At 40.9% G+C, this 25,790-nt stretch carries 21 protein-coding genes, 3 tRNA genes and 1 riboswitch; of the genes, 19 read left to right on the top strand and 5 right to left on the bottom strand.

Annotated features, from left to right (window positions below; translation table 11 throughout):
• Positions 1 to 36: 36 nt before the first annotated feature.
• The 3 genes from ACPFYS_RS01660 to purT form a co-directional block, all read right to left on the bottom strand.
• Entirely contained in the window at positions 37 to 3,780 is a 3,744-nt protein-coding gene (locus ACPFYS_RS01660; protein WP_427877239.1) for a phosphoribosylformylglycinamidine synthase, read from the bottom strand.
• 167 nt (positions 3,781 to 3,947) lie between these two features.
• Entirely contained in the window at positions 3,948 to 4,727 is a 780-nt protein-coding gene (gene purC, locus ACPFYS_RS01655; RefSeq protein ID WP_427877237.1) for a phosphoribosylaminoimidazolesuccinocarboxamide synthase, read from the bottom strand.
• 173 nt (positions 4,728 to 4,900) lie between these two features.
• Positions 4,901 to 6,244, bottom strand: a complete 1,344-nt coding sequence (gene purT, locus ACPFYS_RS01650) for a formate-dependent phosphoribosylglycinamide formyltransferase (protein WP_427877236.1) — start codon at positions 6,242 to 6,244, stop codon at positions 4,901 to 4,903.
• A gap of 140 nt (positions 6,245 to 6,384) precedes the next feature.
• Between purT and ACPFYS_RS01645 the strand changes: the two genes are divergently transcribed.
• The 7 genes from ACPFYS_RS01645 (at position 6,385) to ACPFYS_RS01615 (ending at position 13,194) form a co-directional block, all read left to right on the top strand.
• A tRNA-His gene (locus ACPFYS_RS01645) sits at positions 6,385 to 6,460 on the top strand.
• Positions 6,461 to 6,610: 150 nt separating this feature from the next.
• Positions 6,611 to 9,325 carry a DNA translocase FtsK 4TM domain-containing protein gene (locus ACPFYS_RS01640; RefSeq protein ID WP_427877234.1) on the top strand — a complete coding sequence of 905 codons (2,715 nt, stop codon included), beginning with the start codon at positions 6,611 to 6,613 and terminating at the stop codon, positions 9,323 to 9,325.
• A gap of 135 nt (positions 9,326 to 9,460) precedes the next feature.
• Complete coding sequence (gene pgsA, locus ACPFYS_RS01635; RefSeq protein WP_427877232.1) at positions 9,461 to 10,189, top strand: CDP-diacylglycerol--glycerol-3-phosphate 3-phosphatidyltransferase; 729 nt, start codon at positions 9,461 to 9,463, stop codon at positions 10,187 to 10,189.
• A 44-nt stretch (positions 10,190 to 10,233) separates the two neighbouring features.
• On the top strand, positions 10,234 to 10,905 hold the full coding sequence (locus ACPFYS_RS01630) for a CinA family protein (protein ID WP_427877231.1): 672 nt from the start codon (positions 10,234 to 10,236) through the stop codon (positions 10,903 to 10,905).
• A gap of 12 nt (positions 10,906 to 10,917) precedes the next feature.
• Positions 10,918 to 11,151, top strand: a complete 234-nt coding sequence (locus tag ACPFYS_RS01625; RefSeq protein WP_427877229.1) for a DUF3046 domain-containing protein — start codon at positions 10,918 to 10,920, stop codon at positions 11,149 to 11,151.
• 196 nt (positions 11,152 to 11,347) lie between these two features.
• On the top strand, positions 11,348 to 12,475 hold the full coding sequence (gene recA, locus ACPFYS_RS01620; protein WP_427877228.1) for a recombinase RecA: 1,128 nt from the start codon (positions 11,348 to 11,350) through the stop codon (positions 12,473 to 12,475).
• A 50-nt stretch (positions 12,476 to 12,525) separates the two neighbouring features.
• Positions 12,526 to 13,194 carry a regulatory protein RecX gene (locus ACPFYS_RS01615; protein WP_427877226.1) on the top strand — a complete coding sequence of 223 codons (669 nt, stop codon included), beginning with the start codon at positions 12,526 to 12,528 and terminating at the stop codon, positions 13,192 to 13,194.
• Positions 13,195 to 13,260: 66 nt separating this feature from the next.
• Here the strand turns inward: ACPFYS_RS01615 and thrC are convergent, their stop codons facing one another.
• Positions 13,261 to 14,781, bottom strand: coding sequence for a threonine synthase (gene thrC, locus ACPFYS_RS01610; protein ID WP_427877224.1), 1,521 nt, complete (start codon positions 14,779 to 14,781; stop codon positions 13,261 to 13,263).
• 191 nt (positions 14,782 to 14,972) lie between these two features.
• On the opposite strand from thrC, the gene ACPFYS_RS01605 reads away from it, so the two are divergent.
• The 10 genes from ACPFYS_RS01605 (at position 14,973) to ACPFYS_RS01560 (ending at position 23,210) form a co-directional block, all read left to right on the top strand.
• Positions 14,973 to 16,298, top strand: a complete 1,326-nt coding sequence (locus ACPFYS_RS01605) for a glutamate-5-semialdehyde dehydrogenase (protein WP_427877574.1) — start codon at positions 14,973 to 14,975, stop codon at positions 16,296 to 16,298.
• 110 nt (positions 16,299 to 16,408) lie between these two features.
• The gene (locus ACPFYS_RS01600; protein ID WP_427877572.1) at positions 16,409 to 16,903 is read left to right on the top strand and encodes a phosphoribosylglycinamide synthetase; all 495 of its coding nucleotides are present in this window, start codon (positions 16,409 to 16,411) and stop codon (positions 16,901 to 16,903) included.
• Entirely contained in the window at positions 16,893 to 17,717 is an 825-nt protein-coding gene (gene nadD / locus ACPFYS_RS01595) for a nicotinate-nucleotide adenylyltransferase (protein WP_427877570.1), read from the top strand. The genes ACPFYS_RS01600 and nadD overlap by 11 nt, the downstream gene beginning before the upstream one ends.
• A 97-nt stretch (positions 17,718 to 17,814) precedes the next feature.
• Positions 17,815 to 18,837 carry a ribose-phosphate diphosphokinase gene (locus ACPFYS_RS01590; protein ID WP_427877568.1) on the top strand — a complete coding sequence of 341 codons (1,023 nt, stop codon included), beginning with the start codon at positions 17,815 to 17,817 and terminating at the stop codon, positions 18,835 to 18,837.
• 129 nt (positions 18,838 to 18,966) lie between these two features.
• Positions 18,967 to 19,037 (top strand) — tRNA-Gln (locus tag ACPFYS_RS01585).
• A gap of 176 nt (positions 19,038 to 19,213) precedes the next feature.
• The gene (gene glmU / locus ACPFYS_RS01580) at positions 19,214 to 20,566 is read left to right on the top strand and encodes a bifunctional UDP-N-acetylglucosamine diphosphorylase/glucosamine-1-phosphate N-acetyltransferase GlmU (protein ID WP_427896799.1); all 1,353 of its coding nucleotides are present in this window, start codon (positions 19,214 to 19,216) and stop codon (positions 20,564 to 20,566) included.
• Between the two features lie 66 nt (positions 20,567 to 20,632).
• A complete protein-coding gene (gene rsfS / locus ACPFYS_RS01575) occupies positions 20,633 to 21,055 on the top strand; it encodes a ribosome silencing factor (RefSeq protein WP_427877221.1) in 423 nt (140 codons plus the stop codon).
• A gap of 24 nt (positions 21,056 to 21,079) precedes the next feature.
• Positions 21,080 to 21,898, top strand: coding sequence for a histidine phosphatase family protein (locus ACPFYS_RS01570; RefSeq protein WP_427877219.1), 819 nt, complete (start codon positions 21,080 to 21,082; stop codon positions 21,896 to 21,898).
• A 272-nt stretch (positions 21,899 to 22,170) separates the two neighbouring features.
• Positions 22,171 to 22,671 (top strand): LytTR family DNA-binding domain-containing protein, encoded by a 501-nt coding sequence (locus ACPFYS_RS01565; protein WP_427877217.1) that lies wholly within the window; start codon positions 22,171 to 22,173, stop codon positions 22,669 to 22,671.
• 89 nt (positions 22,672 to 22,760) lie between these two features.
• The gene (locus ACPFYS_RS01560; protein ID WP_427877216.1) at positions 22,761 to 23,210 is read left to right on the top strand and encodes a DUF3021 family protein; all 450 of its coding nucleotides are present in this window, start codon (positions 22,761 to 22,763) and stop codon (positions 23,208 to 23,210) included.
• A 147-nt stretch (positions 23,211 to 23,357) separates the two neighbouring features.
• On the opposite strand, the gene ACPFYS_RS01555 is transcribed toward ACPFYS_RS01560, so the two are convergent.
• A complete protein-coding gene (locus ACPFYS_RS01555) occupies positions 23,358 to 23,762 on the bottom strand; it encodes a pyridoxamine 5'-phosphate oxidase family protein (protein ID WP_004106472.1) in 405 nt (134 codons plus the stop codon).
• A 360-nt stretch (positions 23,763 to 24,122) separates the two neighbouring features.
• On the opposite strand from ACPFYS_RS01555, the gene ACPFYS_RS01550 reads away from it, so the two are divergent.
• Both ACPFYS_RS01550 and ACPFYS_RS01545 read left to right on the top strand, forming a co-directional pair.
• On the top strand, positions 24,123 to 25,100 hold the full coding sequence (locus ACPFYS_RS01550) for a DMT family transporter (RefSeq protein WP_427877213.1): 978 nt from the start codon (positions 24,123 to 24,125) through the stop codon (positions 25,098 to 25,100).
• Positions 25,101 to 25,277: 177 nt separating this feature from the next.
• A tRNA-Ala gene (locus ACPFYS_RS01545) sits at positions 25,278 to 25,350 on the top strand.
• Between the two features lie 113 nt (positions 25,351 to 25,463).
• Positions 25,464 to 25,650: riboswitch (Lysine riboswitch) on the top strand.
• Positions 25,651 to 25,790: the final 140 nt, after the last annotated feature.

Below are 25,790 nucleotides of genomic sequence, written 5' to 3'. Positions count from 1 at the left end.
CTCTAGTTATCTATCAATAAAATTTTAGTATAAAAATCAGGCAGTGAAATATTCGACACCAGCAGCAAACAGTGGTTGCGAAGTAAAATCTGGAATATTTTTGTACAAATCGCAGCCGGATCGTTCACAATGTCCCATTTTTCCTAGCACTCTTCCGTCAGGGCTGGTAATTCCTTCAACAGCCATAATCGAGCCGTTTGGATTTACTTTCAAATCCATGCTTGGAACTCCATTGCTATCAACATACTGAGTGGCAATTTGGCCATTTTTTATCATATTTTCTAATACTTCAGGTTTAGCAATAAAACGACCTTCGCCGTGAGAAATAGCCACAGTGTGAATATCTCCAACTTTAGTATTTGCTAACCATGGTGAACTGTTTGAAGCAATTCTTGTTCTAACAATACGGCTTTGATGGCGACCAATCGTATTGTAAGTAAGAGTTGGGCAGTTCTCGTCAATTGGCACAATATCTCCAAACGGTACAAGTCCTAACTTAATAAGTGCTTGGAAACCGTTGCAAATACCTAACATTAAGCCGTCGCGATTGTTTAGCAAATCTCTTACAGCTTCAGTAACTTCAGGATTTCTAAAGAATGCTGTAATAAACTTTGCAGAACCGTCAGGTTCGTCACCGCCAGAGAAGCCGCCAGGAATCATAACAATTTGACTTCTTTTAATTTCATCAACTAATTGTTTAGTTGATTCAGCAATATTCTTAGCATTCAAATTATTAATGATGAGCGTGTGAGCGTCTGCGCCAGATTTTTCAAATGCAGCTTGCGTATCATACTCACAATTATTTCCTGGGAATACTGGAATAATTACTCGAGGGTGAGAAAGTTGCGTGTGTGAATGTTTAGTAGTTGATGCTGAATTTTCTTTGTTATAAGACAAAGTTTGTACAACTTCGCCCTTCTCTCTGTAAGGGAATATGCTTTCTAAGCCTTTTTCCCAAACTTCTTGGATTTCAGCTAAATCAATACTTTCTCCGGTTGCGGAAGTAAGCACATAGTATTTACTTGTTTCGCCTACTGTGGAAATATCAACGCAGTCAGCAGATTCATCTAATTGCGTATTATTTTCAAGCTCAATGTAGAAACTACCGTAAGAAGGTTTAAATAGTTCTTCATCGGCAAAAGTATTGCACAAGTTAATTCCAATATGATTGCCGAGAGTCATCTTAAACAAGCTTTCTGCTCCTGCTCCATAACCTGGAGTTGATATAGCTAAAGCTTGCTTGTTTTTAGTAATATTTTCTACAATTTCAAGAACTTTCAGGAAACTTTCTTTTTCAGGAGTTATTCCGTCTTCCTTATATTTAGGCGAAATTCTAACTATCTTATGATCGGATCCCTTAAATTCAGGAGAAACTGCAAGTCGAGCATCGCCAGTAGAAACTGCGAATGAAATCAAAGTTGGTGGAACATCGAGATTTTCGAAACTTCCACTCATAGAATCCTTGCCGCCTATTGCGCCAACACCGAAATCAATTTGTGCACTTAAAGCTCCAAGAACAGCTGCAGTAGGCTTACCCCAACGTTCAGGAACATCTTTTGGTTTTCCAAAATACTCTTGCAAACTTAAGTAAGCTCGTTCTCTAGTAAAGCCGCTGGCAACAATCTTTGCTAAAGATTCCACAACAGCAACATAAGCACCAGTAAACTGATTCTTTTCCATAAGATACGGATTGAAACCCCAAGCCATTGCTGAAGCAGTGTGAGTTTTACCAAAAACTGGGAATTTAGCTACCATAGCTTGAGCAGGAGTAAGCTGACGTCTGCCGCCAAAAGGCATAAGAACAGTTGCTGCTCCAATCGTAGAGTCGAATCTTTCTGACAAACCTTTATTTGAAGCAATATTAATATCGCTTACTAGTTTGATCATTCTAGCGTTTAGAGATTTTTCTTCTCCGCAAAGCCAAGGCATGGAATAGTTTTCGCTATTTTCCACATGCAAGGCTTGCTGTTTTGCAGCTCCGTTAGATGCTAGGAAATCTCTACTTAAATCAACAATAGTGCTTCCTCGCCAAGTCATGCGCATGCGAGCTTCTTCTGTAACAGTAGCAATAATCTCTGCTTCAAGATTTTCTTCACGTGCGTACGATAAGAAAGTATCTGCATCTTCTGCAGCAATGTCAACGGCCATGCGTTCTTGAGATTCAGAAATTGCAAGTTCTGTTCCGTCAAGACCCTCATACTTTTTTGATACTTTATCGAGGTTTATTACTAGGCCGTCTGCGATTTCTCCTGTTGCAACAGAAACTCCGCCAGCACCAAAATCATTACAACGCTTAATAAGCTTGCAAGCGTCTTTTCTGCGGAAAAGTCGTTGCAGTTTACGCTCAATAGGTGCGTTACCTTTTTGAACTTCTGCGCCGCACTCTTCGATACTTTCTGTATCTTGAGCTTTAGAAGCTCCAGTAGCTCCTCCAATACCGTCGCGTCCAGTGCGACCGCCGAGAAGAATAATAACATCTCCAGGAGTTGGAGTTTCTCTACGCACGTGATCTGCTGGGGTAGCAGCTACAACTGCTCCAACTTCCATTCTTTTAGCAACATATCCAGGATGGTAAAGTTCATGCACTTCGCCAGTTGCTAAACCAATTTGATTTCCGTAAGAAGAGTATCCTGCAGCAGCAGAAGTTACTATTTTTCGCTGCGGAAGCTTACCTTCAAGCGTTTCGTTTACGGGAGTTCTTGGATCTGCAGCTCCCGTAACTCGCATAGCCTGGTAAACGTAAGATCTACCTGAAAGAGGATCTCTAATGCATCCTCCTATGCAAGTTGCAGCTCCACCGAAAGGTTCAATTTCTGTAGGATGATTGTGTGTCTCGTTTTTGAATAAGAATAGCCAATCTTCGTCGTGACCGTTTACGTCTACTTTAACTTTTACAGTGCAAGCATTAATTTCTTCAGACTCATCTAAGTTTTTAAGAATTCCTTGCGATTTCAAATACTTAGCACCTATAGTTGCCATGTCCATAAGGCAAATAGGTTTATTTTCGCGATGTAATTCTTTTCTTAAAGAAAGATACTTGTTAAAAGCTTCTTCTACAGCACTGTCATCAATAGTAATATTCGTAAGTTCTGTACCGAAAGTAGTGTGACGGCAGTGATCAGACCAGTACGTGTCTATAACGCGTATTTCCGTAATAGTAGGATCGCGCTGCTCTTTTTGGAAGTATTGCTGGCAGAATTTAATATCAGCAAAATCCATAGCTAAGCCGCGTTTGCAAATAAACTTTTGCAATTCAGCATCGTCTAAATTAATAAAACCATTTAATATCTCAACGTCAGCTGGCACTACTGATTCTGTTTGTAAAGTTTCTACAGTGTCGAGAGATGCTTCACGAGCTTCAACAGGGTTAATAATATAATGCTTTATTTTTTCAATACTGTTATTGTCAAGATTGCCTTTTAGTGCAATAACCTTCGCACTTCTTACGCGTGGGCGCTCGCCTTGGCTAATAAGCTGAATGCATTCGCTTGCAGATTCTGCTCTTTGGTCAAATTGTCCTGGCAAAAATTCTATTGCAAAAACTTTTTCGTTTGTGTTAATTGGAAGATAATCATAAGTGTTGTCAACAGGAGGTTCACTTAAAACTGTTTTAACCGCTGTGTTGAATAAATCTTCACTTATACCTTCAACGTCGTAACGGTTTATAATGCGCACTGAATTTAGCGCATCCATTCCGAGATTCTCTTTTAAATCATGTAGAAGATGTTGTGCTTCTACGTCAAAACCAGTTCGCTTTTCCACATATACGCGAAATACCACGAGAAACCTGCCTTATTGGTTGATAAATGGTTCGTTGCGATGTTTAAGTTATAAGCTATTTTATTTTTATTTATTTTTAAGTTTTAATTTTTAATCTGCTAAGTTTGTTTATTTTGTGTCTTTATAATGCGTGTGGCTCGTGCATTTTTAGCACGAGCCACAAAACATTAATCTTTTACGCACTCTTCCGGTTTACGCACAGTAACGTCTAAACCTTCGCTGTTTGCGAGTGCTTCGAGTCTTTTATGAATTTCTTCGTAAGCAGGAATAATGTCGCCTAAATCGCGTCGGAAAAGATCTTTATCTAAGTGACTTACGCCTGCTTCAGCATTGCGCTTATCCCAAAGTCTGCAAGTATCTGGTGTTATTTCGTCAGCAAGCAGAATATTTCCTTCAGCGTCTACGCCTTCTTCAATCTTAAAATCAACGAGTTGCACGTCGATCTTGGAGAATATGTCAAGAAGAGCATTGTTTACAGCATGAGCCTGTCGGGTTATTTCCGTCATTTCTTCATCTGTTGCTAATCCTAAAGCCACAACACCTTCAGGATTAATAAAAGGATCGCCAAGTTCGTCAGATTTAACGCAGAACTCAAGTAGAGGCTTCTTTAATGGTGTGCCTTCTTTAACTGCGTAGCGCTTAGCAAATGAGCCGGCAGCAGTATTGCGCATAATGATTTCCAGTGGGAACATGCGCATACGTTTTACTAGCTGTTCGGTGTCAGAAATACGTCCGAGGAAGTGACTTTTTACGCCACGAGCCTCTAGTAGATGGAATAGTAGGGAAGTGATTCGGTTATTTAGACTGCCTTTTCCGGCTATCTGAGCCTTCTTAAGGCCGTTACCAGCAGTGGCCTGATTCATGTATTCTACCCAAAGCACATTTGCATCATCGGTAGCATACAGTTTCTTCGCTTTGCCTTCATACAACTTGTCAAGTTTTTCCATTGACTTGCCTCTCTTATGCATCCATAGTTGTAGGCGTAAACCAACAATATTTGTAGGTTTACCTGACCTTGGCCAGCACGTTCAGACTAACAATTGTTACCTACAAATTTTCCTTTAGCGCGTACTGTAAATTATTGTTGCTTTTAACTCATATGCCTTAATTTTCAATGTATCTAAGCATTTGTTTGTGTAGTTTTTAGTGTTAAAGCAATGCGTGTCGCGTTTTCTCTAGCTTTACTAGAAGTAGATCCAGTTGCTAGCGCTACTGCCATTCTTCTGTGTCCGTGTACTTCTGGTTTGCTAAAAATTCTTAGATTAAGTCTGAAGTTTTCTTTTGAGTTTTCTTCGTGGCTCTCTGCGCAATTGTCTGCGCAATTGTCTGTACAATTTTCTGTACATAGTGCGTTTTCTATATTTGTGAAGCCTACTGCACCATTTCCCTCGATAACTATTGCGTGACTTGCTGCAAATTCATTACTTTTTAGCGAAAGCTCAGTGTAATTTTCAGTAATTGGTACGCCTAAAATAGCCAGTACGTGCAGTGCAAACTCGCTGTAATGCTGCGAAATCATAGTTACCATACCAGTATCGTGAGGTCGCGGAGAAAGTTCATTAAATAGTAGCGATCCATCTTTTAGTACAAATAGTTCAACACCATAAACACCCCAACCAGTTTCTCCTGCTTTTCGTGCAATATCAGTTAAACCTTCTACAGCACGCTTTGCAATATTCTTAGCTTGTGTGCGAATAGATTCTGGAATATTCGCAGGCTGCCAGGATTCTCTATAGTCTCCATCCTGCTGGCGTTGGGCTATAGGTTCGCAAGTAGTAACACCTGCAGAAGAGCTAATAGTTAGTACAGTAAGCTCATAATCAAGCGGAGCTAAAGCTTCTACTATTACTCGAGAGCACTCATTTTCGTGACCTTTTGCTGCACGTCTTCCGTGCTGTGCTTCATTCCATGCTGCAAGTAAATTTTCTGGGCTATAAACTATCGATTGTCCGTGTCCAGAAGAGCTCATAACTGGTTTTACTACGCAAGGATAGTTTACTTCTTTAGCGCCAGTTTCAAGTTCTTCATAAGAAGAAGCAAAACGGTACGGTGTGGTAGGAAGATCTAAATCTTCGTGAGCAATAGTTCGAAGTCGTTCGCGATCCATTGCGATGGATGCAATGTCGGAGCTTGGAACAACTTGTATATTTAGTTCTTTTGCCGCGTAAGATAATACTTTTGTTGAAATTGCTTCCACTTCTGGAATTATTATATTTGGTTGAATTTCTTCGATTAGATTTTTTAATAATTCGGGATCTGCCATGTCTATTACGCGACTTTCGTGCGCAATTTGCATAGCTGGAGCGTTTTCGTAACTATCTGCTGCGCATACGCGCACACCTAATCGCATTAGTTCAATCGCAATTTCTTTACCAAGCTCACCTGAACCAAGTAGAAGTGCGGTTGTGTTACTGATGTTTTCAGTTACGCCAAAAATGCGATTATTTTGCTCAGAAAAACTCATATGTATATTGTTACATTTCCTATTGTCTAGTCAAAATCCATTAATCACGACGCGCCGAAGTGTGTTGTGCTAGCGTAAATCAAGAAAATCGTGTATAGTATTCCTCTGTTGTGTGATTCCGTTAAGGTTTTATGCACATGGTGGCTATAGCTCAGTTGGTAGAGCATCTGATTGTGGTTCAGAAGGTCGCGCGTTCAAGCCGCGTTAGCCACCCCACTTCTTTTTTACGGCTGTTTTGGCCGTTTTTTTTTTACTACTATTTGTGAATATCCTCGCGCATAAGAGTAGACTTATTAAGTTAGTAATGTAGACGTAAGTTTTGTGCTTATATTTTATTTTGCATAAGTTGCATAGAAGGAGCTTCTAATGGCAGGTAAGGAGTCATCTCGTGAGCCTCGCGAACCATTTTGGGAATCAGCGTTGCTGCTTGTGCCTAGAACGCTAGGTAAACTCGTGCGTTCACTTTTTGGTGTAGGTGAGTACGATGAGGCGTATAGGCGCGATGGACTTTGCTTTACAATGCTTGTTCTAGCACTGCTATTTTGTGCTTCCGAATGGTTTAGAGTAAGCGGATTTATTGGTTTAAGCTTGCACTTGTTTGCTTCAAGTCTTCTTGGTTTAATGAGCATAGTTTTACCTATCTGGTTATGTGCGGTGGCTGTACGACTTATGCGAAATAGTGGAGCCGGATCTGGTAATCCTCGTGTAATCAGTGGTTTTATACTACTTCTTTGGTCCGTTTGTTCCATTCTTGACGTTGTTGCTACGCCAAAGCATCACGGTTTTGATTTTGATTTAATTCGTAAAGCAGGAGGATTGCTTGGTTTTTCACTAGGCTCTCCTTTATCTTGGGGATTGTCTCGCATATTTGCGCTAGCTATATTTGTTCTTGTTGCGCTATTTTCTATTCTTCTTATACTGCGTTTGCACGTTACTGACATTTCTCATATGATCGGCTCTTTTGTAACTAAGCTTCGTGATAAGAATAAGAACGCTGAAAATGAAGATCAAAATAATACGACTGACAGTAAAGATGACACTTCTATAGAGTTCGCTGAAGGCGTTCCTGAGCATAACGATGAAGATGCTGAGGATGTGAGTGCTAAGAAATCTTATAAGGGTGTTTCTGGATTTGTGCAAGGCATATTCGCATCGCTGTTTTCTAGTAAGAAGAAGGAAAATAGTAAAGAATTATTAGATGAGTATGCTGGTGACGACGCGTTTTCTCATGCTGCTGCCATTCACGGTGAGGCAAATGAGCAGCATGAAGGATCTGGTTTTGCTGAGCCGAGAACTGTAAGTAGTAGTTACGAAAATACAGAACCTGAAGATTATAATAATCCTAATAATTCTAAACAAACTGGTCGTTCTGTGCGTTCTGGAGATCCTATTGCTAGAACCGCATCTTCTGTCCCAATGTCTATTGATGTCATGCCTAAAGCGCCTATGAGCACTTCTTCTTCAGCAGTAGACCCTTGGTCTCAAGTACCGGCTGAGCGTATGGATCAGTATAGAACTTCGCAAGAGTCACAAAACGAGCAAGTATCATCTGAAGTTTCGCCGATTTCTGAAGTTGATTCCAATATTGAGCCTTATCATCTTCCAGATTTGAACCTATTAGTTCATGGAAAGCCACATGTTGCGAGAACTCCAGCAAACGACAACGTTATTCGCGCATTAACTTCTACTTTTGAGCAATTTGACGTTGATGCCCACGTTATTGGATTCCTTAGAGGCCCATCTGTTACACAATACGAGGTTGAACTTGGTCCTGGTGTAAAGGTCGAAAAAGTCACCAATTTGCAAAAAAATATTGCATACGCTGTAGCTAGTACGGATGTTCGTATTTTGTCGCCAATTCCAGGAAAATCTGCTATTGGTATTGAAATTCCAAACGTCGATCGCGAAATTGTGCATTTGGGAGACGTTCTACGCTCGCAAAAAGCTATGAATGATCCTAATCCTATGCTTACAGGCGTTGGAAAAGATGTTGAGGGTCATTTCGTAACGGCTGCTCTCGATAAAATGCCGCATTTGCTTGTTGCTGGTGCTACTGGATCTGGTAAGTCGAGTTTTATTAACTCAATGCTTACTTCGATTATTATGAGGGCAACTCCTGAGCAGGTTCGAATGATTATGGTAGATCCTAAGCGTGTGGAGCTTTCTGCGTACGCTGGTATTCCGCATTTGCTTACGCCGATTATTACTGATCCTAAAAAGGCTGCGCAGGCTCTTGAGTGGGTTGTTAAAGAAATGGATGCTCGCTACGACGACTTGCAATTCTTTGGTTTCCGTCACGTTAAAGATTTCAACAAGGCTGTTCGTGAAGGAAAAGTTCATGCTCCGGCCGGTTCTGAAAGAAAAGTTGCTCCATATCCGTATTTGCTTGTGGTTGTAGACGAGATGGCTGATTTGATGATGGTTGCTAAGAACGATGTAGAAAGTTCTATTCAGCGTATTACTCAGCTTGCTCGAGCTGCAGGTGTGCATTTGGTTCTTGCTACTCAGCGTCCGTCTGTTGACGTTGTAACAGGTTTGATTAAAGCGAATATTCCTTCTCGATTGGCTTTTGCTACTTCTTCTGCAACTGATTCAAGGGTTATTCTCGATACTGTTGGAGCGGAAACTTTGATTGGTCAAGGTGACGCTTTGTTCCTTCCAATGGGTGCTGCAAAACCTCAGCGTGTGCAGGGCTCGTGGGTGAGTGAATCTGAAATTCGTAAGGCTGTGGAGTATGTTCGCACTCAGCGCAAGCCAAAGTATCGTGAAGATATTGAACAAATGGCACAAAAAGCGGATGCTCAAGCTCAAAGCAAGCTTAAAACTAGCGATATTGGCGACGATATGGACGAACTGCTTCAAGCTGCAGAGCTTGTTGTCGGTTCGCAGTTTGGTTCTACTTCAATGCTTCAGCGAAAGTTGCGCGTTGGATTCGCAAAAGCAGGTCGATTGATGGATTTGCTTGAATCTCGAGGCGTTGTGGGTCCTTCTGAAGGTTCTAAAGCTCGCGAAGTTTTGGTTCAGCCGGAAGATTTGCCAAAAGTTTTGGCATTTATTAGAGGTGAGTCAGACTCTATATAATTTCTCTTTTTATATTGAGTTTTAGCTAACAAATTAATGGGTATTTAATTATAAAATTAAGTATTTTCTACTTACCTGCTCAAAGTTTGCGCGTGTATAGAAGTTTTGAGTTTGAGGTAGAATGAGGGTATGCGTATGAAGAAAAAAGGTAAATCGTCACTGTTTGATGGTTGGGATTGCGCTCCTAATATTGTGACGTATGCTCGTATTGTTCTTTCAATATTGTTCATTGGATTGTACTTGTATGCAGGTCCTTTGGGTGAAAAATCTGTTGGTGTGCGTTGGGCTGCGTTTGTAGTTTTTGTTGTTGCAGCAGCAACAGATAAGATTGATGGATGGATGGCTCGTAAATACCATCAGGTTACTGAACTTGGCAAATTACTTGATCCTATTGCAGACAAGCTTCTTATGCTTGGTGCTTTGATTATTGCCGCTGTTTTTGAAGAGATTACTTGGTGGATTTCACTTCTGTTCGTTTTGCGAGAAGTTGCTATTACTATTATTCGCTTCTACGTTGTTCACAAAAACGGTAAGGTAATTGCGGCATCTTCTGCAGGAAAGTATAAGACTTTGACTCAGGCTATTGCTTTAGGCATGATTATTTTGCCGGTTTTGATTATTTGCATAAGAAGTGCAGATGCTGAATTGCCAAACTGGGTTGTTTCCTACTACGCAGTTGCCTACGGTTTGCTCGGTATTTCTTTGGGACTTGCATTGTATTCTGCAGCTATTTACGTGTATGAAGCTTTCTTTAAAAAGAATACTGCACGTTCTAAAGTTTCGTCTACTAATTCTGATTCAGAACAGTTAGAAGATAAGCCGGCTTCTCCTCGTAGGATTGTTACTACAAATCATAGTGAGTGAAATAATAGCCAGTATTTTAAGAATAGTGAGTAATTCTTGTGAATATGCCATCCACTAAAGCCGCTTGTTTGTTAAATAAGTGTGCAAACTGTGGGTGGCATATTGCTTTAGCGGAGTCTTTAACTGGAGGATTGCTTGCGGATGCTTTTGTGAGCATTCCAGGCGCTTCTAAAGTGCTATTAGGTTCTGCTGTAACGTATGATATTCATGCTAAAGCGAAGTTGCTTGGCGTGGATTTTAAGTTATTAAAAAGCGAAGGTGCTGTCCATCCGCAAGTAGCAATGCAGATGGCAAGTGGAACTGCAAAAATTTATCGCGGCAGTGGCTGGCAGTACGAGTCGGAAAAGAAAATTCCACTTGAATTGCAGGAAGAATCGTTCCCTGTAATAGGCTTATCTACTACGGGAGTTGCAGGACCTGGACCAGATGGATCTAAACCAGCAGGTTTAGTGTATGTAGGAATGTACGTTCCTAAAGTTTTAGTAGATACTTTTAATCGTAACGATTTTGTTAAATCTGTATCTAATATTCCTTGCGTTAAAAATGTGTATTTAGATTACAAGAGTGGAGCGTTGTGTTCTGCTTTTGAACTGCGATTTAATGGGAGTCGTAGTCAAGTTAGAGTTTCTACAGTTAATACGATTATTACGATTGCATATACTGCAATTGTGGAATTGAATGAATCAAAAAATATTAGTGCAAATTTGTCTGAATAATCAGGGGCTGTTTTGAAAGAGCGTGAATTTTGGGAACTTCTTGAGGAAGTTTTCGGTAGGGAATTTGGTCGCAGTATTGCGCGCGACCAGGGATTGCAGAAGCTCGATGGTATGAACGTGTATGAAGCTTTAGAAGCTGGCGTGGAACCTAGAGTTGTTTGGAATGTTTTATGCGATCATATGAGTATTCCGGATAGTAAACGGTGGGGTAAAGATCGTAATGCTCCGCCGATGCCAGCACGCTAAACTGCACACAACACACCATCGAACAAATGTTCGCACGTGGTGTATACTGATAATTGCTGGGCTTCTGCAGCGTGTAATATCGCGGAATACCAAGGTTTTAGACCCTGTATCCACAATGCTATAAAACGCTTGCATGGGCATCTTGTATCAGATTAATGTCATGTGATACATAACGGCATGCGAAAGGAGTAGCAACATGGTGCAAGCCAAATCTAAAGTGGCAGTGGATCGACTTATTGATGCCGATAAAACAGATCCACGCCGTCAAGCTGCGTTGGAAACAGCGTTAGCTAATGTTGAGCGTCAGTATGGTAAAGGTTCTGCAATGCGATTGGGTGATAGACCAATGCAAGATGTAGAAGTAATTCCTACTGGTTCGCTAGCTCTTGATATGGCACTTGGTATTGGGGGCGTACCTCGTGGTCGTATTGTTGAAGTGTATGGTCCTGAATCTTCTGGTAAAACAACATTGGCATTACATATTGTGGCCAATGCTCAACGAAAAGGTGGCGTTGCTGCGTTTATTGATGCAGAGCACGCACTAGATCCTGTTTACGCGCGCAAATTGGGCGTGGATACTGATTCTCTTATTGTTTCGCAACCAGATAATGGTGAGCAGGCGTTAGAAATTGCGGATATGCTTATTCGTTCTGGCGCATTAGATGTTATTGTTGTTGATTCTGTTGCAGCTTTAGTTCCAAAAGCAGAAATTGACGGAGATATGGGAGACAGTCACGTTGGTTTGCAAGCTCGTTTAATGAGTCAGGCATTACGCAAGATGACAGGTGCTCTTTCTCAAGCTGGAACAACAGCAATTTTTATTAATCAGCTTCGTGAAAAAATTGGAGTATTCTTCGGAAATCCAGAAACTACTACTGGCGGAAAAGCTTTGAAATTCTATGCGTCGGTTCGTATGGATATTCGAAGGGTTTCTACTATTAAAAATGGTGAAGAAGCAGTTGGTAACAGAACTAAAGTAAAGATTGTTAAGAATAAAATGGCTCCGCCTTTTAAAACTGCTGAGTTTGATGTTTTGTATGGCGAAGGTATCTCTACTGAAGGTTCAGTTATTGATATGGGTTTGCAGGCTGATGTTATTAAAAAATCTGGATCTTGGTTTACTTACGAAGGCGAACAACTCGGTCAGGGTCGTGAGAACGTTCGTAAGTTCCTGAAGGATAATCCTGCTATCACTGAAGAAATTAGTGAGAAAGTAAAAGCCGCATTAGGTCTTATGCATAGTGAAGATCAGTTTGCTGAAGACGAAAACCATGATGATGTTGAAGTTGAAAGCAAAAATGATGTTTCAGAGCCAGAAGAGTAGCAGGAAAATAAAACATTAGTTATTTGATTAATAGCAGAAGCGAAAAAATCATGGTAATTAGTGTCGAGAATTTTCTTCGTAATCATCCAGTAGCGCATACTGGAGAAGATAACGAAAGTAATAGTGCAACGCTACATACTTGCGAAGAATTGTCGAATAAGTCAGTACTTTTAAGCGCAGAAAATAATACAAAAAACATGCCGTATGTAAAAAGCGCTAAAGTAAATGATTTAAGCGATGAGATTTGCAATAGTAGTGAAGATGATTGCAGGGAAGCAGCTTTAAGGCTTTTAGATTATGCTCCTCGTTCTGTTATGGACATGCGAAAGAGGCTTAGTGAAAAAGGTTACACGGAAGTTGCTATTGATGCGGTTATTAATCGTTTGCTTGAATTGCATCTTCTTGATGACAATCAGTATGCTCAAATGGTGATTCGCTCCTGCGCAGCGAGGCTTCTTGGTGCTAGAGCTACTCGAATGGAATTGCAGCGTAAAAATGTTGATCCTGCTGCTATTTCACAAAACGTAGCTTCTGCTCAAAACTCTGGAGTATTCACTGAAGCAGCTTGGGAGCTTGGCCGCAAAACTGCTCAGCGTACAAAAAATCTTGAGCCTTTAGTTAGAAGACGAAGATTTTTTGCAGCAGCTGCCAGAAAAGGCCATGATTTAAACGTTATTAACGAAGTGTATGCAGCTTTATTTGAGAGTAATAACGAATAATAGTAAAAGAGGCTGGCTTATAGAAAGTAAACCAGCCTCTTTCACTTAAAAACTCATGGCTTATGATTATCTTGCGAAATTATGCGCTTGAGTTAACACATATTCAGGCATATCTTCAACATTAATAACATCATTAAAACGTGGAGATTTATTCTCAAGATTTCTAAGCATGCTTGGAGCTTTTGTGCCTGTTGCTTTACTAAGAGCATCCATGCATTGGAAATCATCCATATTATTCACGTCAATATTCAAAGCTTCATCTACCACACGAGGGAATTTATATGGGCTTGCAGTGCTTAAAAGCACTCGTGGCACATTGCCATCGTGAGGCATATGTTGCATAACAAAATATCCACAAGCCGTATGAGGATCAATCACGTACTTATGCTCATTCCAGCAATCGTAAATAGCAGAACGGATCTGATCTTCGTTAGCCCAGCCGCAGCCAAAAAGCGCACGTATTTTAGCAAGAACGTTTTCCGGAATCTCAAAAGCGCCCCACTGAGCCAAATCGTTCATAAGCATTTGGATTAAACGCGTATCCTTATCGCACATGTAATAAAGCATGCGTTCCAAATTAGAGGAAACCAAAATATCCATAGAAGGAGCCACAGTATGATAGAACGGGCGCTGACGGTTATAAGTTCCACTTACCAAAAAATCAAACAAAACATTGTTACTATTGCTTGCAACAATAAGATGCTTCACAGGAAGACCAAGCATTTTTGCATAATATCCAGCAAGAATATCACCAAAATTGCCTGTAGGAACACAAAACTCAACTTCGTCACCAAGCTGTATGTTTCCAGAATCTACAAGCTGCTTATAAGCTGCAAAATAGTACACAACTTGCGGTACGAGCCTACCAATATTAATAGAATTTGCGGAAGATAACGAAGTGTGAGAAGAATTACGTAAATCATCATTAAGATCAGTTTTAGTAAAAATCTTCTTAACGCCAGTTTGAGCATCATCAAAATTGCCGCGAACTGCACAAACTCGCACATTGCTGCCATTTTGTGTAGTCATCTGCAACTCTTGAACGCGACTTACTTTACCTTCTGGGTAGAAAGTAATCATAGAAGTACCAGGAACGTCAGCGAAACCTTCTAAAGCAGCTTTACCAGTATCTCCAGAAGTAGCAGTGAGAATCATAACGTTCTCATTGTTGTTTTCTAATTTATTCTCCTGAGTGCGAGACATAAACTGTGGCAAAATTTGCAAAGCAACGTCTTTAAACGCGCAAGTCGGTCCGTGGAAAAGTTCCAGAACAAAATCCTTAGTATTCCCAAGCTGCTTAAGAGGAGTGATAGAAGAATCAGACCATTGAGATCCGTAAGCATTTTTTACGCAATCGTTAAGTTCGTCGGAAGTAAAATCTGGAAGTAGTATGCCTAAAATGTCGCGCGCAATGTCTTGATAAGATTTTCCAGGAAGATTTGCTAGATCATATCGCTTATCTCCCAAAGTATCAGTTACAAATAATCCGCCATCTTCAGCAATACCCTTACGGATTGCTTGTTTTGCACTAAATGAGTGCGCGTTTGAACGAGTGCTGTGAAAAACAGCATTATTCAAAGATTCCATGAATTCCTCCGCTTATTGTATTGCTGTACGCGCATACTTATGCGTATTCTTTAAAAGAATAAGCTTTACGTACTAATGTTACCTGATGAGCTGGGCGAACTTTAGTGTGCTAATCTTTTATCAACGGTAAATCGCGAGTAAAGCAAGCTCTTCGGCTATGAACAAGGGGACAATTCGAAATGGGCACTCAAATGGATACTAGAAAAGTAGAATCCTCACAATCCTCACAATCCGCAGAATTAAATATTGATGCAGTTGTTTGTAAAAGAGCCGATTTAGCTCGCGTTGCACAACGAGTTTTTGCGCATGCTGATACGCAAAAAAAGAATAAAATGCTTGAAAAAATAGCGGACACTTTAGAAGCAGAAGCTGAAAATATTGCAAAAGCTAATAAAAAAGATATTCAGGAAGCACAAAATAATGGAATGGACGCTGGAAAGTTAGATAGGCTTAAATTTGATGAAGAACGAATCAAAGCTTCAGCAAAAAGCGTTAGAAAAATTGCTCAATTGCAAGATCCTGTAGGTCAAGTAGTTCGTGGGTACACTCTTCCTAATGGAATTAAACTTTCGCAAGTTCGAGTACCAATGGGTGTTATGGGAATGATTTACGAAGCTAGACCGAACGTAACTATTGATGTAGCAGCTTTGTGTATTAAATCAGGAAATGCTGCGATTTTACGCGGCGGAAGTGCTGCTGAAAATACTAATAAAGCAAGTATTAATGCTATACAGGCTGCTCTTAGTGAGGAGAATTTTAATCCAGAATTAATACAGTCAGTTGACGATTTAGGAAGAGCCGGCGCTACAGCAATGATGCATGCACACGGTCATATTGACGTTCTTGTTCCTCGTGGAAGTGCAAATCTTATTGCTGCAGTTGTTAAGGAATCAACTGTTCCTGTTATAGAAACTGGCGCAGGTAACGTACACATTTATGTTGATAAAAGTGCGGATATTACAAAAGCAATTCCGATTGTTATTAACGCAAAAACGCAGCGAGTAGGCGTGTGTAACGCTGCAGAAAAGTTGCTAGTGCATAGAGATGTTGCGCAAGAATTTTTACCGAAAATCGCTGCTGCTTTAGCTGAACATAACGTAATTTTACACGCAGACGATAAATCTTACGAAATTTTACAAACTGCTAATATTCAAGGATTACAACTTGAGCACGCAACTGACGAAGATTGGAAACGCGAGTATTTGTCGCTAAATATGGGAATAAAAGTAGTAGAAAATGTGGATGATGCTGCAAATCATATAGCAAAATATTCCACTGGTCACACGGAAACGATTATTGCTGAAGATTACTCAACAATTCAGCGTTTTATATCAAACGTAGATTCTGCTGTGGTGATGGTAAATGCTTCAACACGTTTTACAGATGGTGGAGAATTTGGTTTTGGAGCCGAGCTTGGTATTTCCACGCAGAAACTTCACGCAAGAGGTCCAATGGGTTTGCAAGAAATGACTACAACAAAGTGGATTGGTTACGGTGAAGGCCAAATACGCTCTTAATGCTGGTTTTAATAGTCACATGGCGGTAAGGTAAGAATATGTCTCAGAATGATGTGAATGTGTCAGATAAAACTGCGAACATTTCGAAAGCTACTAACCAAGCAGAAACTATGACTGCGCTTGAAGTTCTTAACGTTGCAGCAGAGCGACTTTCGATTGTGCGATACGTGTTCTTAGTTCAAATAGAAGATGGTATTGCTTCAGCTTCTCAGCGCTCATCTTTGGAATACGCTGACGCAGTGTTAATGGGATGGCCTGATGGAGACGAAAATGATGTGATTCTGCCAGCTGACGAACAGTTGGAGAAAGTTCGTAGCTATGTAGAGAAAATGGAAGAGTATATAGCATCATTTTCTGATCTTGAGCGTGCTGCTGAAGTAGACGATATGGCGAATATGCTTGTAAAAATAACAGAGTGCGTTGCAGAAATAAGAAGTACTTATCAATCTGATTTCCCTCTTCCTACTTTCGCTGAAATTAGGCGAGTTGTTCAAGACGAATGGGATGAGGAAATAGGTAATATTAATCCAGATAGTGCAAATGATGCTGTAAGTTTAGTTGATGAAACTCAGGCAGAAGATAAGGCTGAAAGTGATGCATCCTGAGCAAAAATCAAATATGCAAAAAAATGCAGAAGAACGCAGAATGTCTGATTTATTTCAAGGATCTTTAAGCGGTAAAGAAGCTGCTCCTCCTGCTGTAGCAACAGTAAAGCGCAAACGTACTTCTGCACGAGGAAATGTGCATGAAAAGCAACGCATTGGGATTATGGGTGGCACTTTTGATCCTATTCATAATGGTCACTTGGTAGCAGCTTCGGAAGTTGCTTGGGTATACGATTTGGACGAAGTTATTTTCGTGCCAACAGGTAGGCCAGTTTTTAAGCTTGATAAAAAAGTTACTAATGCTGAAGACCGTTATCTTATGACGGTTATTGCTACAGCATCTAATCCGAAATTTACTGTTTCTAGAGTAGATATCGACCGCCCGGGAGTAACTTACACTATTGATACTTTGAAAGATATTCACTCACAGCATCCGGATGCTGAACTTTTCTTCATTACAGGCGCTGACGCTGTTGCAGAAATTATGCAGTGGAAGAATGCGCGAGAAATGTGGAATTTAGCGCGTTTTGTGGCAGTAACTCGTCCGGGCTACTCTAGGCCAGAAAAATTAGCTGAATCAAATTCGTCTATTATTACTCGAGAGCCGCATTTGAACGAAAATTCGGTTGCTAACTTAGATGATATTGCTAATTGTGATGAACAGCATTTGCCTGTAGATATTTTAGAAATACCAGCGTTGGCTATATCTTCTACAGATGTTCGTCATCGTGCAGAACGTGGCGAGCCTGTTTGGTATTTAGTTCCAGATGGAGTAGTTCAGTACATTGTTAAGCACGGTTTGTATCGCGCGTAATTATTGATTTTTTCGGCTTGTCGCCGCAAGTCTGCGCAAATAGCTAGTATTGAAAACGTTCATTTCGCGAATTATAAGCGAATTAGCGTTTGGAGATATGGTGAACATCGTCCTTGAAGGAAAGCCAGATAAAAACCTTGTTCTCGTCACTGGTCGTACTCATCCGAAACTTGCTCGTGATGTAGCAGATCAGCTCGGTATCGAAGTGCTTGAAACAACCGCATACGATTTTGCTAACGGTGAAATGTATGTGCGCTACACACAGTCGGTACGAGGCACAGATGTTTTTGTGCTACAAAGCCACAGTGACCCTGTCAACAAGTCCATTATGGAACAGTTGATTATGATTGACGCTTTGAAGCGCGCATCTGCTCGTTCAATTACAGCGGTATGCCCGTTGTTAGGTTATTCTCGTCAAGATAAAAAGCATCGTGGTCGCGAGCCTATTTCTTGCCGTTTGATGTTTGATCTACTAAAAACTGCTGGTGCAGACCGTATTATGAGCGTTGACTTGCATGCTGCACAGTCGCAAGGCTTTTTTGACGGTCCAGTTGATCACTTAATTGCTATGCCAGTTTTGGTTGATTATGTGCGCGATCGTTTTAGCGACGATCTTGCAAACGTAACTGTTGTCTCTCCGGATGCTGGTCGTATTCGAGTGGCAGAACAGTGGGCGCAGCGTTTAGGCGGCGGTCCTTTGGCTTTTGTGCACAAGACTCGCGATATTACTTGCCCAAATAAAGCTGTTTCTAACCGCGTAGTTGGTGACGTTGCTGGACGCGACTGTGTGATGGTCGATGATTTGATTGACACTGCAGGAACTATTGCTGGAGCTTGCAATGTGTTGAAAGAAGCAGGCGCTAAATCTGTTACAGTCGTGGCAACTCACGGTGTGCTTTCAGGTCCTGCAGTTGAACGCTTAAAGTCTTGCGGCGCTCGCGAAGTGGTTTTGACTGATACTGTGCCAATTCCAGAAGAAAAGCGTTGGGATGGTTTGACTGTTCTTTCTATTGCTCCACTTTTGGCAAGTGCTATTAAGGCTGTGTTTGAAGACGGTTCAGTTGCAAAGCTTTTCGACACTTATCCGGAACATCACGGTCAAGGCTTCCTATTCGCTTAATTGTTGCTTTTGCTTTGATTAGTTAGTTTCGCGAGGTGAAAGTTGCTTAGTTGAGCAAATTTGCGCCACGCCAAATTTGACGAAGTCAGCTGATGTGGCATAATAGTGACTTGGCGGTTTTTCCGCCGTTCCCTCATGGTGTAATGGCAGCACACGGGTCTTTGGAACCCTTTGTCTTGGTTCGAATCCAGGTGAGGGAGCTTAATGTGGCGCTACTTGTTTTAAGTAGCGCCTTTTTGCGTTTTGAAGGGCGATAATACGTAATAGAATGAAAAATAGTAAAAAAGTAGTTAATACAACATATGTAAGGAGCGCATGCGTGAAAGAGCATAATGTGGCCGCGGCAATTATTTTGGCAGCAGGTGATGGGACGCGCATGCGTTCTACAACTCCTAAAGTATTGCACCTATTCGCTGGAAAAACTTTCCTAAATCGTGTTATAGACGCAATGTATGGCGTAAATCCTAATAAGCTTGCTGTAGTTGTTCATGCTCAAGCTGAGCGTGTAAGCAAGGCAGCGTTAAGCTATAACAGCAGCGTTCTAATCGTAAATCAAGACGATAAGCCTGGAACTGGTCGCGCAGTTCAGTGTGCTATGAAAGATCTTAATGAAATTGCAAAAAACGAGACGGGAGAATCTCTTAAAGGTGCAGTGCTGATTGCCGCAAGCGATATGCCTCTTTTAAACACTGAGACTTTGCAATCGTTGGTTGAATTTCACAATAATCATGGGAATGTTGCAACAGTTCTTACTACAGTGTTGGATGACGCTACAGGCTACGGACGTATAGTTCGTGAAGCAAACGGTGACGTTCTTCGCATAGTGGAGCATAAAGATGCAAACGCTGGAGAGCTTGAAATTCACGAAGTAAATACTTCTGTTTATGTATTTGATGCGCAAGTACTTTCAGATGCTATTGCAAATATCAATTCTCAAAATGCGCAAGGAGAATTCTATTTAACTGATGCTCTAGAACATGCTAGAAAGTTTGGTCATGTTGGAGCAATGTCTGCTTCTGATTCGCTAGTGGTTGAGGGTGTAAATTCGAGGGTTCAGCTGTCGGCTCTTGCGAAAGCTTATAACAAGCGAATTTGCGAACGTTGGATGCTTGAAGGCGTGACAATTCTGGATCCTGATACTACTTGGATTGAAGATAGCGTTACGCTTGCGCAAGATGTTACTGTTCTTCCAGGCTGCTTCCTTCAAGGACATACTGTGGTTGCAAGTGGGGCTGTAGTTGGTCCTTATACGACTCTTATTGATGCGCAAATTGATGAGGATGCTGTTGTTGAGCGTTCGAGAGTGCAAGAATCGCATATTTGTAGAGCTGCAAATATTGGACCATGGACTTATTTGCGCGCTGGAAACACTCTTGGTGAGGAAAGTAAGGCTGGCGCTTTTGTAGAAATGAAGAAAGCGCATATTGGTAACGGTACTAAAGTTCCTCATTTAAGCTATATTGGCGATGCTGATTTGGGTGAACACACGAATATCGGCGGTGGTACGATTACTGCAAACTACGATGGTGTGCATAAGAATCACACTACGATTGGTTCTGGTGCTCACGTTGGTGCTGGAAATCTGTTTGTGGCTCCAGTTACTGTGGGAGATGATGTTACTACCGGTGCTGGTTCGGTGGTACGTCACGATGTTCCATCTGATTCTATGGTGTATTCGGAGAATACTCAGCATGTAGTCGAAGGCTGGAAGCCGGCTTGGGAACGCTAATTTAAACATTTATTTTGTTTATTTTATTTGTTTTGTTTATTTGTGAAATTAAGGAGTACTAACGTTATGGCTGCTTTAGAAAGCTCGATTAATGCAATTCGTATCGCTGCTGCTGCAGCAGACAGGCTTAAGGCTACTGATGAGCAGGCTTTTGATGTTAGCAATTTGCTTGGTATTACTGACGCAATGCTGATTGTTTCTGCTTCTAATGAGCGTCAGGTATTGGCTGTTGCGGAAGAAATTGAAAAAGATTTGTTCTTGAAAGACAACAAGCGCAAGGCTTTATCTCGTGAGGGCTTGGAATTAGCACAGTGGATTTTGCTTGATTTTGGTGATTTTGTTGTTCATGTTATGCATGAGGAAGCGCGCGCATTCTATCGTTTGGAACGCTTGTGGAATGATTGCCCGGCAATAGATTTGCAACTGCCAGATCATGCTAGCGAAACTGAAGATGCTAGCGAAACTGAAGATTCTAGCAAAACTGAATAACAAGAAGAAAGTACGGTACAAACCATGGTTGATTTCGTAGAAAATGTTGCGAGTAACGTAAATAATTCCATTAATAGTGCGCACGAAGGAATTGCTCGTTCTGTTATGCTTATTCGCCACGGTCAAACTCCGTATAATGCGCAGTTTCGTCTTCAAGGCATGATTGATATTGCTTTGGATGAGTCTGGAATGGATCAGGTGACTCGCTCTGGAAAAGCTTTGCGCGTGCTTTTTGGTGCTTCTGATTTAGAAGATCCAAAGGATCCTAATAGCGAAGAGCATGTGCGCATTACGCCGGAAGAAGCGGACGCGAGTTTTGTGGCGATTGTTTCTCCACTTATTCGCGCGCAGCAAACTGCTCACGCTTTTGCAGATAAGATTGGGCTTCATGTGCACGTTGAAAACGGTGTTCGCGAGCGTTTCTTTGGCGAGTGGGAAGGTTTGAATCGCAAGCAGATTAGCGAAAAGTGGCCGGAAGATTTTAATGCCTGGGTAAAAGGCGAGGGTGGCGAGCTTCGTCACGGTGCTGAAGCTAAGCAGGAAGTAGGAGAGCGCGCTGCTGCAGCAGTTGAGGATTGGACGCGCAAAACCGGTTCAGACCGCGATTTGCTAGTATTTTCGCATGGTTCCTGTCTTTCGCAAACTGTTCATAAACTGCTTGGATTAGATAAAGTAGATCCTTCTTACAAGACGATCGGTGGCATGGGAAATGGTCGCTGGGCGCGCTTAATTCCAAGCCTTAACGCAGATGGTTCGATTCATTGGCGTTTGGATGCTTACGATCAAGGTCCTGCAGCTGATCCTACGAGCCAACGTCTTATTCGCATTTGGGGTGCTGCGTAAGTTTTACTCCCGTACGCTCCTTTCTAAGCATTTGCGATTGGTGATAGTGTAGATTTCTTGGTGTTTTAGACAAAAAGTGATACGAAATTGTTTATTTCACCAAATCATATGCGATATAACTAGCTAGCGTTTTGATTTTCTTGCGTTTTGTGATTTACCGCTTAATTACCGAAAACTACCGTTTAGCGATTTTGTAAAGACAGACTATTTACAGTGCCGTATAGTCAAAATTACAAAACAAAAGATAACGGTAGCGTACGGAAGGAGGACTGATGAAAGTAACGATTGCTATTGTTCCGCCAGAAGAGGAACAGTCCGCGCAGTTGTCAGTTCACAATATTGACGATAATCTTAAACGAATTATCGCTCAATTGCAAAGCGTTGATTCTAAGTCTGCAAAAGCAAGTAACGCTGAAAATAATACTGCGAATGCGGCAAATAGCAACAATAATTCATTCATATACGGTTATATTAACGATTCGATTATTGTTATGCATGAGTCAGATGTGATTATGATTTGCGTAGAAAATTCGCGCGTAATCATTCACGGTGATAAAGGCGAGTGCGTTTCTTACAAGCGCCTAATGGATTTTGACAATCCGCAATTCGCGTCGTTTGTGCGCATATCTAAATCCGCAATCGTGAACTTGAATCGAATTGTTCGAGTCGATCCGGGATTCGGCGGAAGTATGAGCGTAAAAATGGACGATGGAAGCGTTGAGTGGATTAGTCGCAGATGCTTGAGCTCGTTCAAAAAGCGCTTAGGAATGTAGTTTTAAGCGTAGTTAAATATAAAACTATCAAAATTTTAATACTAATTATTTATTACAAGATTTTAATACTTAAAAAGGAAACGATTATTATGGAAAAGCAAGTTACAACTTTAGGCAAAACAATGGCAAAAAACATTGTTAAAGGCATTGGCATAGGATGCACTATTTTTACAGTAATGTCTTTTATATCAAGCTTGTTAGCGCATAGTGCAGTTGGAAACAGAATTGCATCTTATGCTGTAGCAACGTTTGTTATAGGCATAGGATATGGAGTGTTCGCTATTTTTTGGTCGAATGAACGCATGTCAAATCTTGCAAAGTTCGTTTTTGCGCTAGTTCCGCCAATTGCTATTCAATTTATTGTATCGGTGATTGTTGGGTGGATTTCATTCAAAGATGAGCCATCTGTGATTTGCGGATGGATTGTATTCACTGTTATTTTCCCGATTGCGATTGCTGCAATAATTTATTACTTCGAGAAGAAGAAAGCGGAAGAAATGAACGCTAGGTTACAAGCATTGCGTAAAGAAAATAAGTAGATTAGTGAAAATTAAATAAGCAAGTAAAGAATTGAGTGGTGTTCATCTTCGCCTTTGAGGACGAACGCCACTCGATATTGTATGCCGCTTGCTTGAAACGTAGTAATTCGGCGTTTTGCAGCAAGCTATAAATTAATCAGCTATAAATTAATCTTTTGCAATAGTTTTGCCGGCAGTAGCTCCAGAAGTCAAATCCTGAATCTCAGTGATCTCCATAACTGGAACTGCAGCTGGCTTCTTCGTGCCTTTTTCTTCGGCCACGCGTACCTGCTCTTCGTAAATTGCGTCATCAGTGTGAAGAGTTACGGTTCCGCGGAAGCGATAGCCCTTCTTTTCTGCCAAATTTGCAACTGCTACAACCAGCTGGCTGCCGTCTTGCAAGTTCTTGTAATGCTGGCCGGCAGTGCGCTCATGGTAGGCGAGATGATTGTCGTCAAGCACGAACATAGACATTTTTGGTCCAAGATCAAGCTCGCCATCCTTACTCACTGTTGCAATCCAAGCCAAATTATTCGCAATAAATTCCTTCATATCTGCGCTAAGAGTTGCCATAATATTTCCTTTCTTATACGTTCCTGCGCATTTTAACAGGCGCGCAAAATATACAAGTACACGTCTAGCATAGCTTCTTTATGTTTTATTTGGTTAGATTATCGCTTAAATATATGGAAAATATAGGTTAATTTGATGCGTTTTTAATAAAATATCGAAATCTGAAATATATAAGGTAAAAGCATCACTAATTAGTTATTTATATCGTTAATATAGGAAATTTTCCAGAGGAACGCCGAAGGGTTGTACTTTTACTAAATTTATAGCTATTCTATTAATTTTATAAGGCAAACTTGTTGTCTTAAAGAAAATTTTAAAGCTAATAACATAACTTGTTACGCATAAAGCGAGGTGAGTGACATGAGTACGTTGAATACAACAGTTCAAACAAATGGTACAAGTCGGATTAATTTACATGTTGCTCGATTTATGCTGATTGTTTGCACTGCTATTTGGGGTGGAAGCTATCTTTCAGTTAAGTACTGCTTGGATTATTTTCAAGTTCAATGGCTTATAGGAATAAGAACAATTGGTGCTTGCCTAATTATCGGAGTGCTTTTCTTCGATGTTATTCGTAAAAGTTTTAATAAAACTTTCGTTCTTGCTTCCTTGCTTACTGGAGTTACATACTACGGTCTCATGGTTCTTCAAACTGCTGGCTTGCAATCAGTAGAACCGGGTCGCAGTGCGTTTTTAACAGCAGCTTACTGCGTAATTACTCCTTTTTCAGCTTGGTTAATTTTCCGCAAAAAACCTACTTTAATTAGTCTTATTGCAGCAGTTACGTGCATTGCTGGTGTAGGATTTGTGGCTCTTAAACCTGGTATGCTTACGCTTTCGCTTTCGAATGGGGATCTTTTAACTCTTGCCTGCGCTTGCTCGTTCGCTTTTAATTTGACTTTCCTTTCGTATTACACAAGAACTATTAATCCTGTTGCATTATCGTTTGGGCAATTTGTTGTTGCTGGAATACTTTTCATTACTGGCGCTGCTTTTACTGAGCCGTTGCCAAATATTTCTAGCGTTGAGCATCTTAGTGTTTTTGCAAACTTGTTCTACTTGACCGTTATTGTTACCGTCCTTGCGCAAGTAATGCAAAATTGCAGTCTGTCTGTACTTTCTCCTTCTAGTGCCTCTGTGATTATGTGTGCGGAAAGCTTATTTACACTGCTATTCTCTGTTATTCTCTGCAATGAGCAGGTTTCACAAATGGCTCTTATTGGTTTTGTACTAATTTTTACTGCTATTGTTGTTGCCAGTCTTGGTGAAAGAAGCAACAATGTCAGTAAGTCTAAGTCAAAATCTATTGATGTAAAGAAAGTTGCAGCTTCTGCCTGAATTTAATTTAGTTTTGCCCTGATTATTTTATGCTGAGAATGCTGTGAAATGACGAGAATAGAAAAAAATAAAGCTACTTTACTTTGTAATATTTCGTTTTCGACACGCCGGCATTTGGCTATAACGAAGATTTGTTGTATTCTATCAAAGGTTCGTTTGAACGGCATAAATAAAAACGGGGCTATGGCGCAGCTGGTAGCGCATCTCCATGGCATGGAGGGGGTCGGGGGTTCGAATCCCCCTAGCTCCACAAATTTTAAACGTCACTTCTCATGAAGTGGCGTTTTTTGTTATTATTTTTCGATTTTTATGCGCCACGCCGTATTTTTTACAGTTTGTCTGCAAGTCGTACTATTAATGAACAACATCGACCAGAGGTCGCGCTCGACAAGAGTAGTAAGCATGAGCTGGGGAAAGCGTTGATTGTTTACAAAAGGGGAGAGCGCCGAAGTTTACTGCTTAATCCCAAAAGTAGTGAGCTGGGACTTGGTTTAATATACCAAGGACTGTCGCAGTGATTTGGCATTCGCTGCGGAGAGCTATCGACACGCTTGCTTTTGCTTGCTTGTTTTGCCTCTGATTGTTATGAAAGGAGGAAAAATGAGTAGTTCATTATCATCTACTGCTGCACAGAATACTCAGCAGAATACTCAACAAAATAACGATGTTCACCGCGCTTTAAAAACGCGA

The sequence above is a fragment of the Gardnerella sp. 2492 genome, assembly GCF_050320365.1.
GTDB lineage: Bacteria > Actinomycetota > Actinomycetes > Actinomycetales > Bifidobacteriaceae > Bifidobacterium.
Note: the sequence above shows the minus strand (reverse complement) of the source record. Positions and strands in the feature narration are given on the sequence as shown.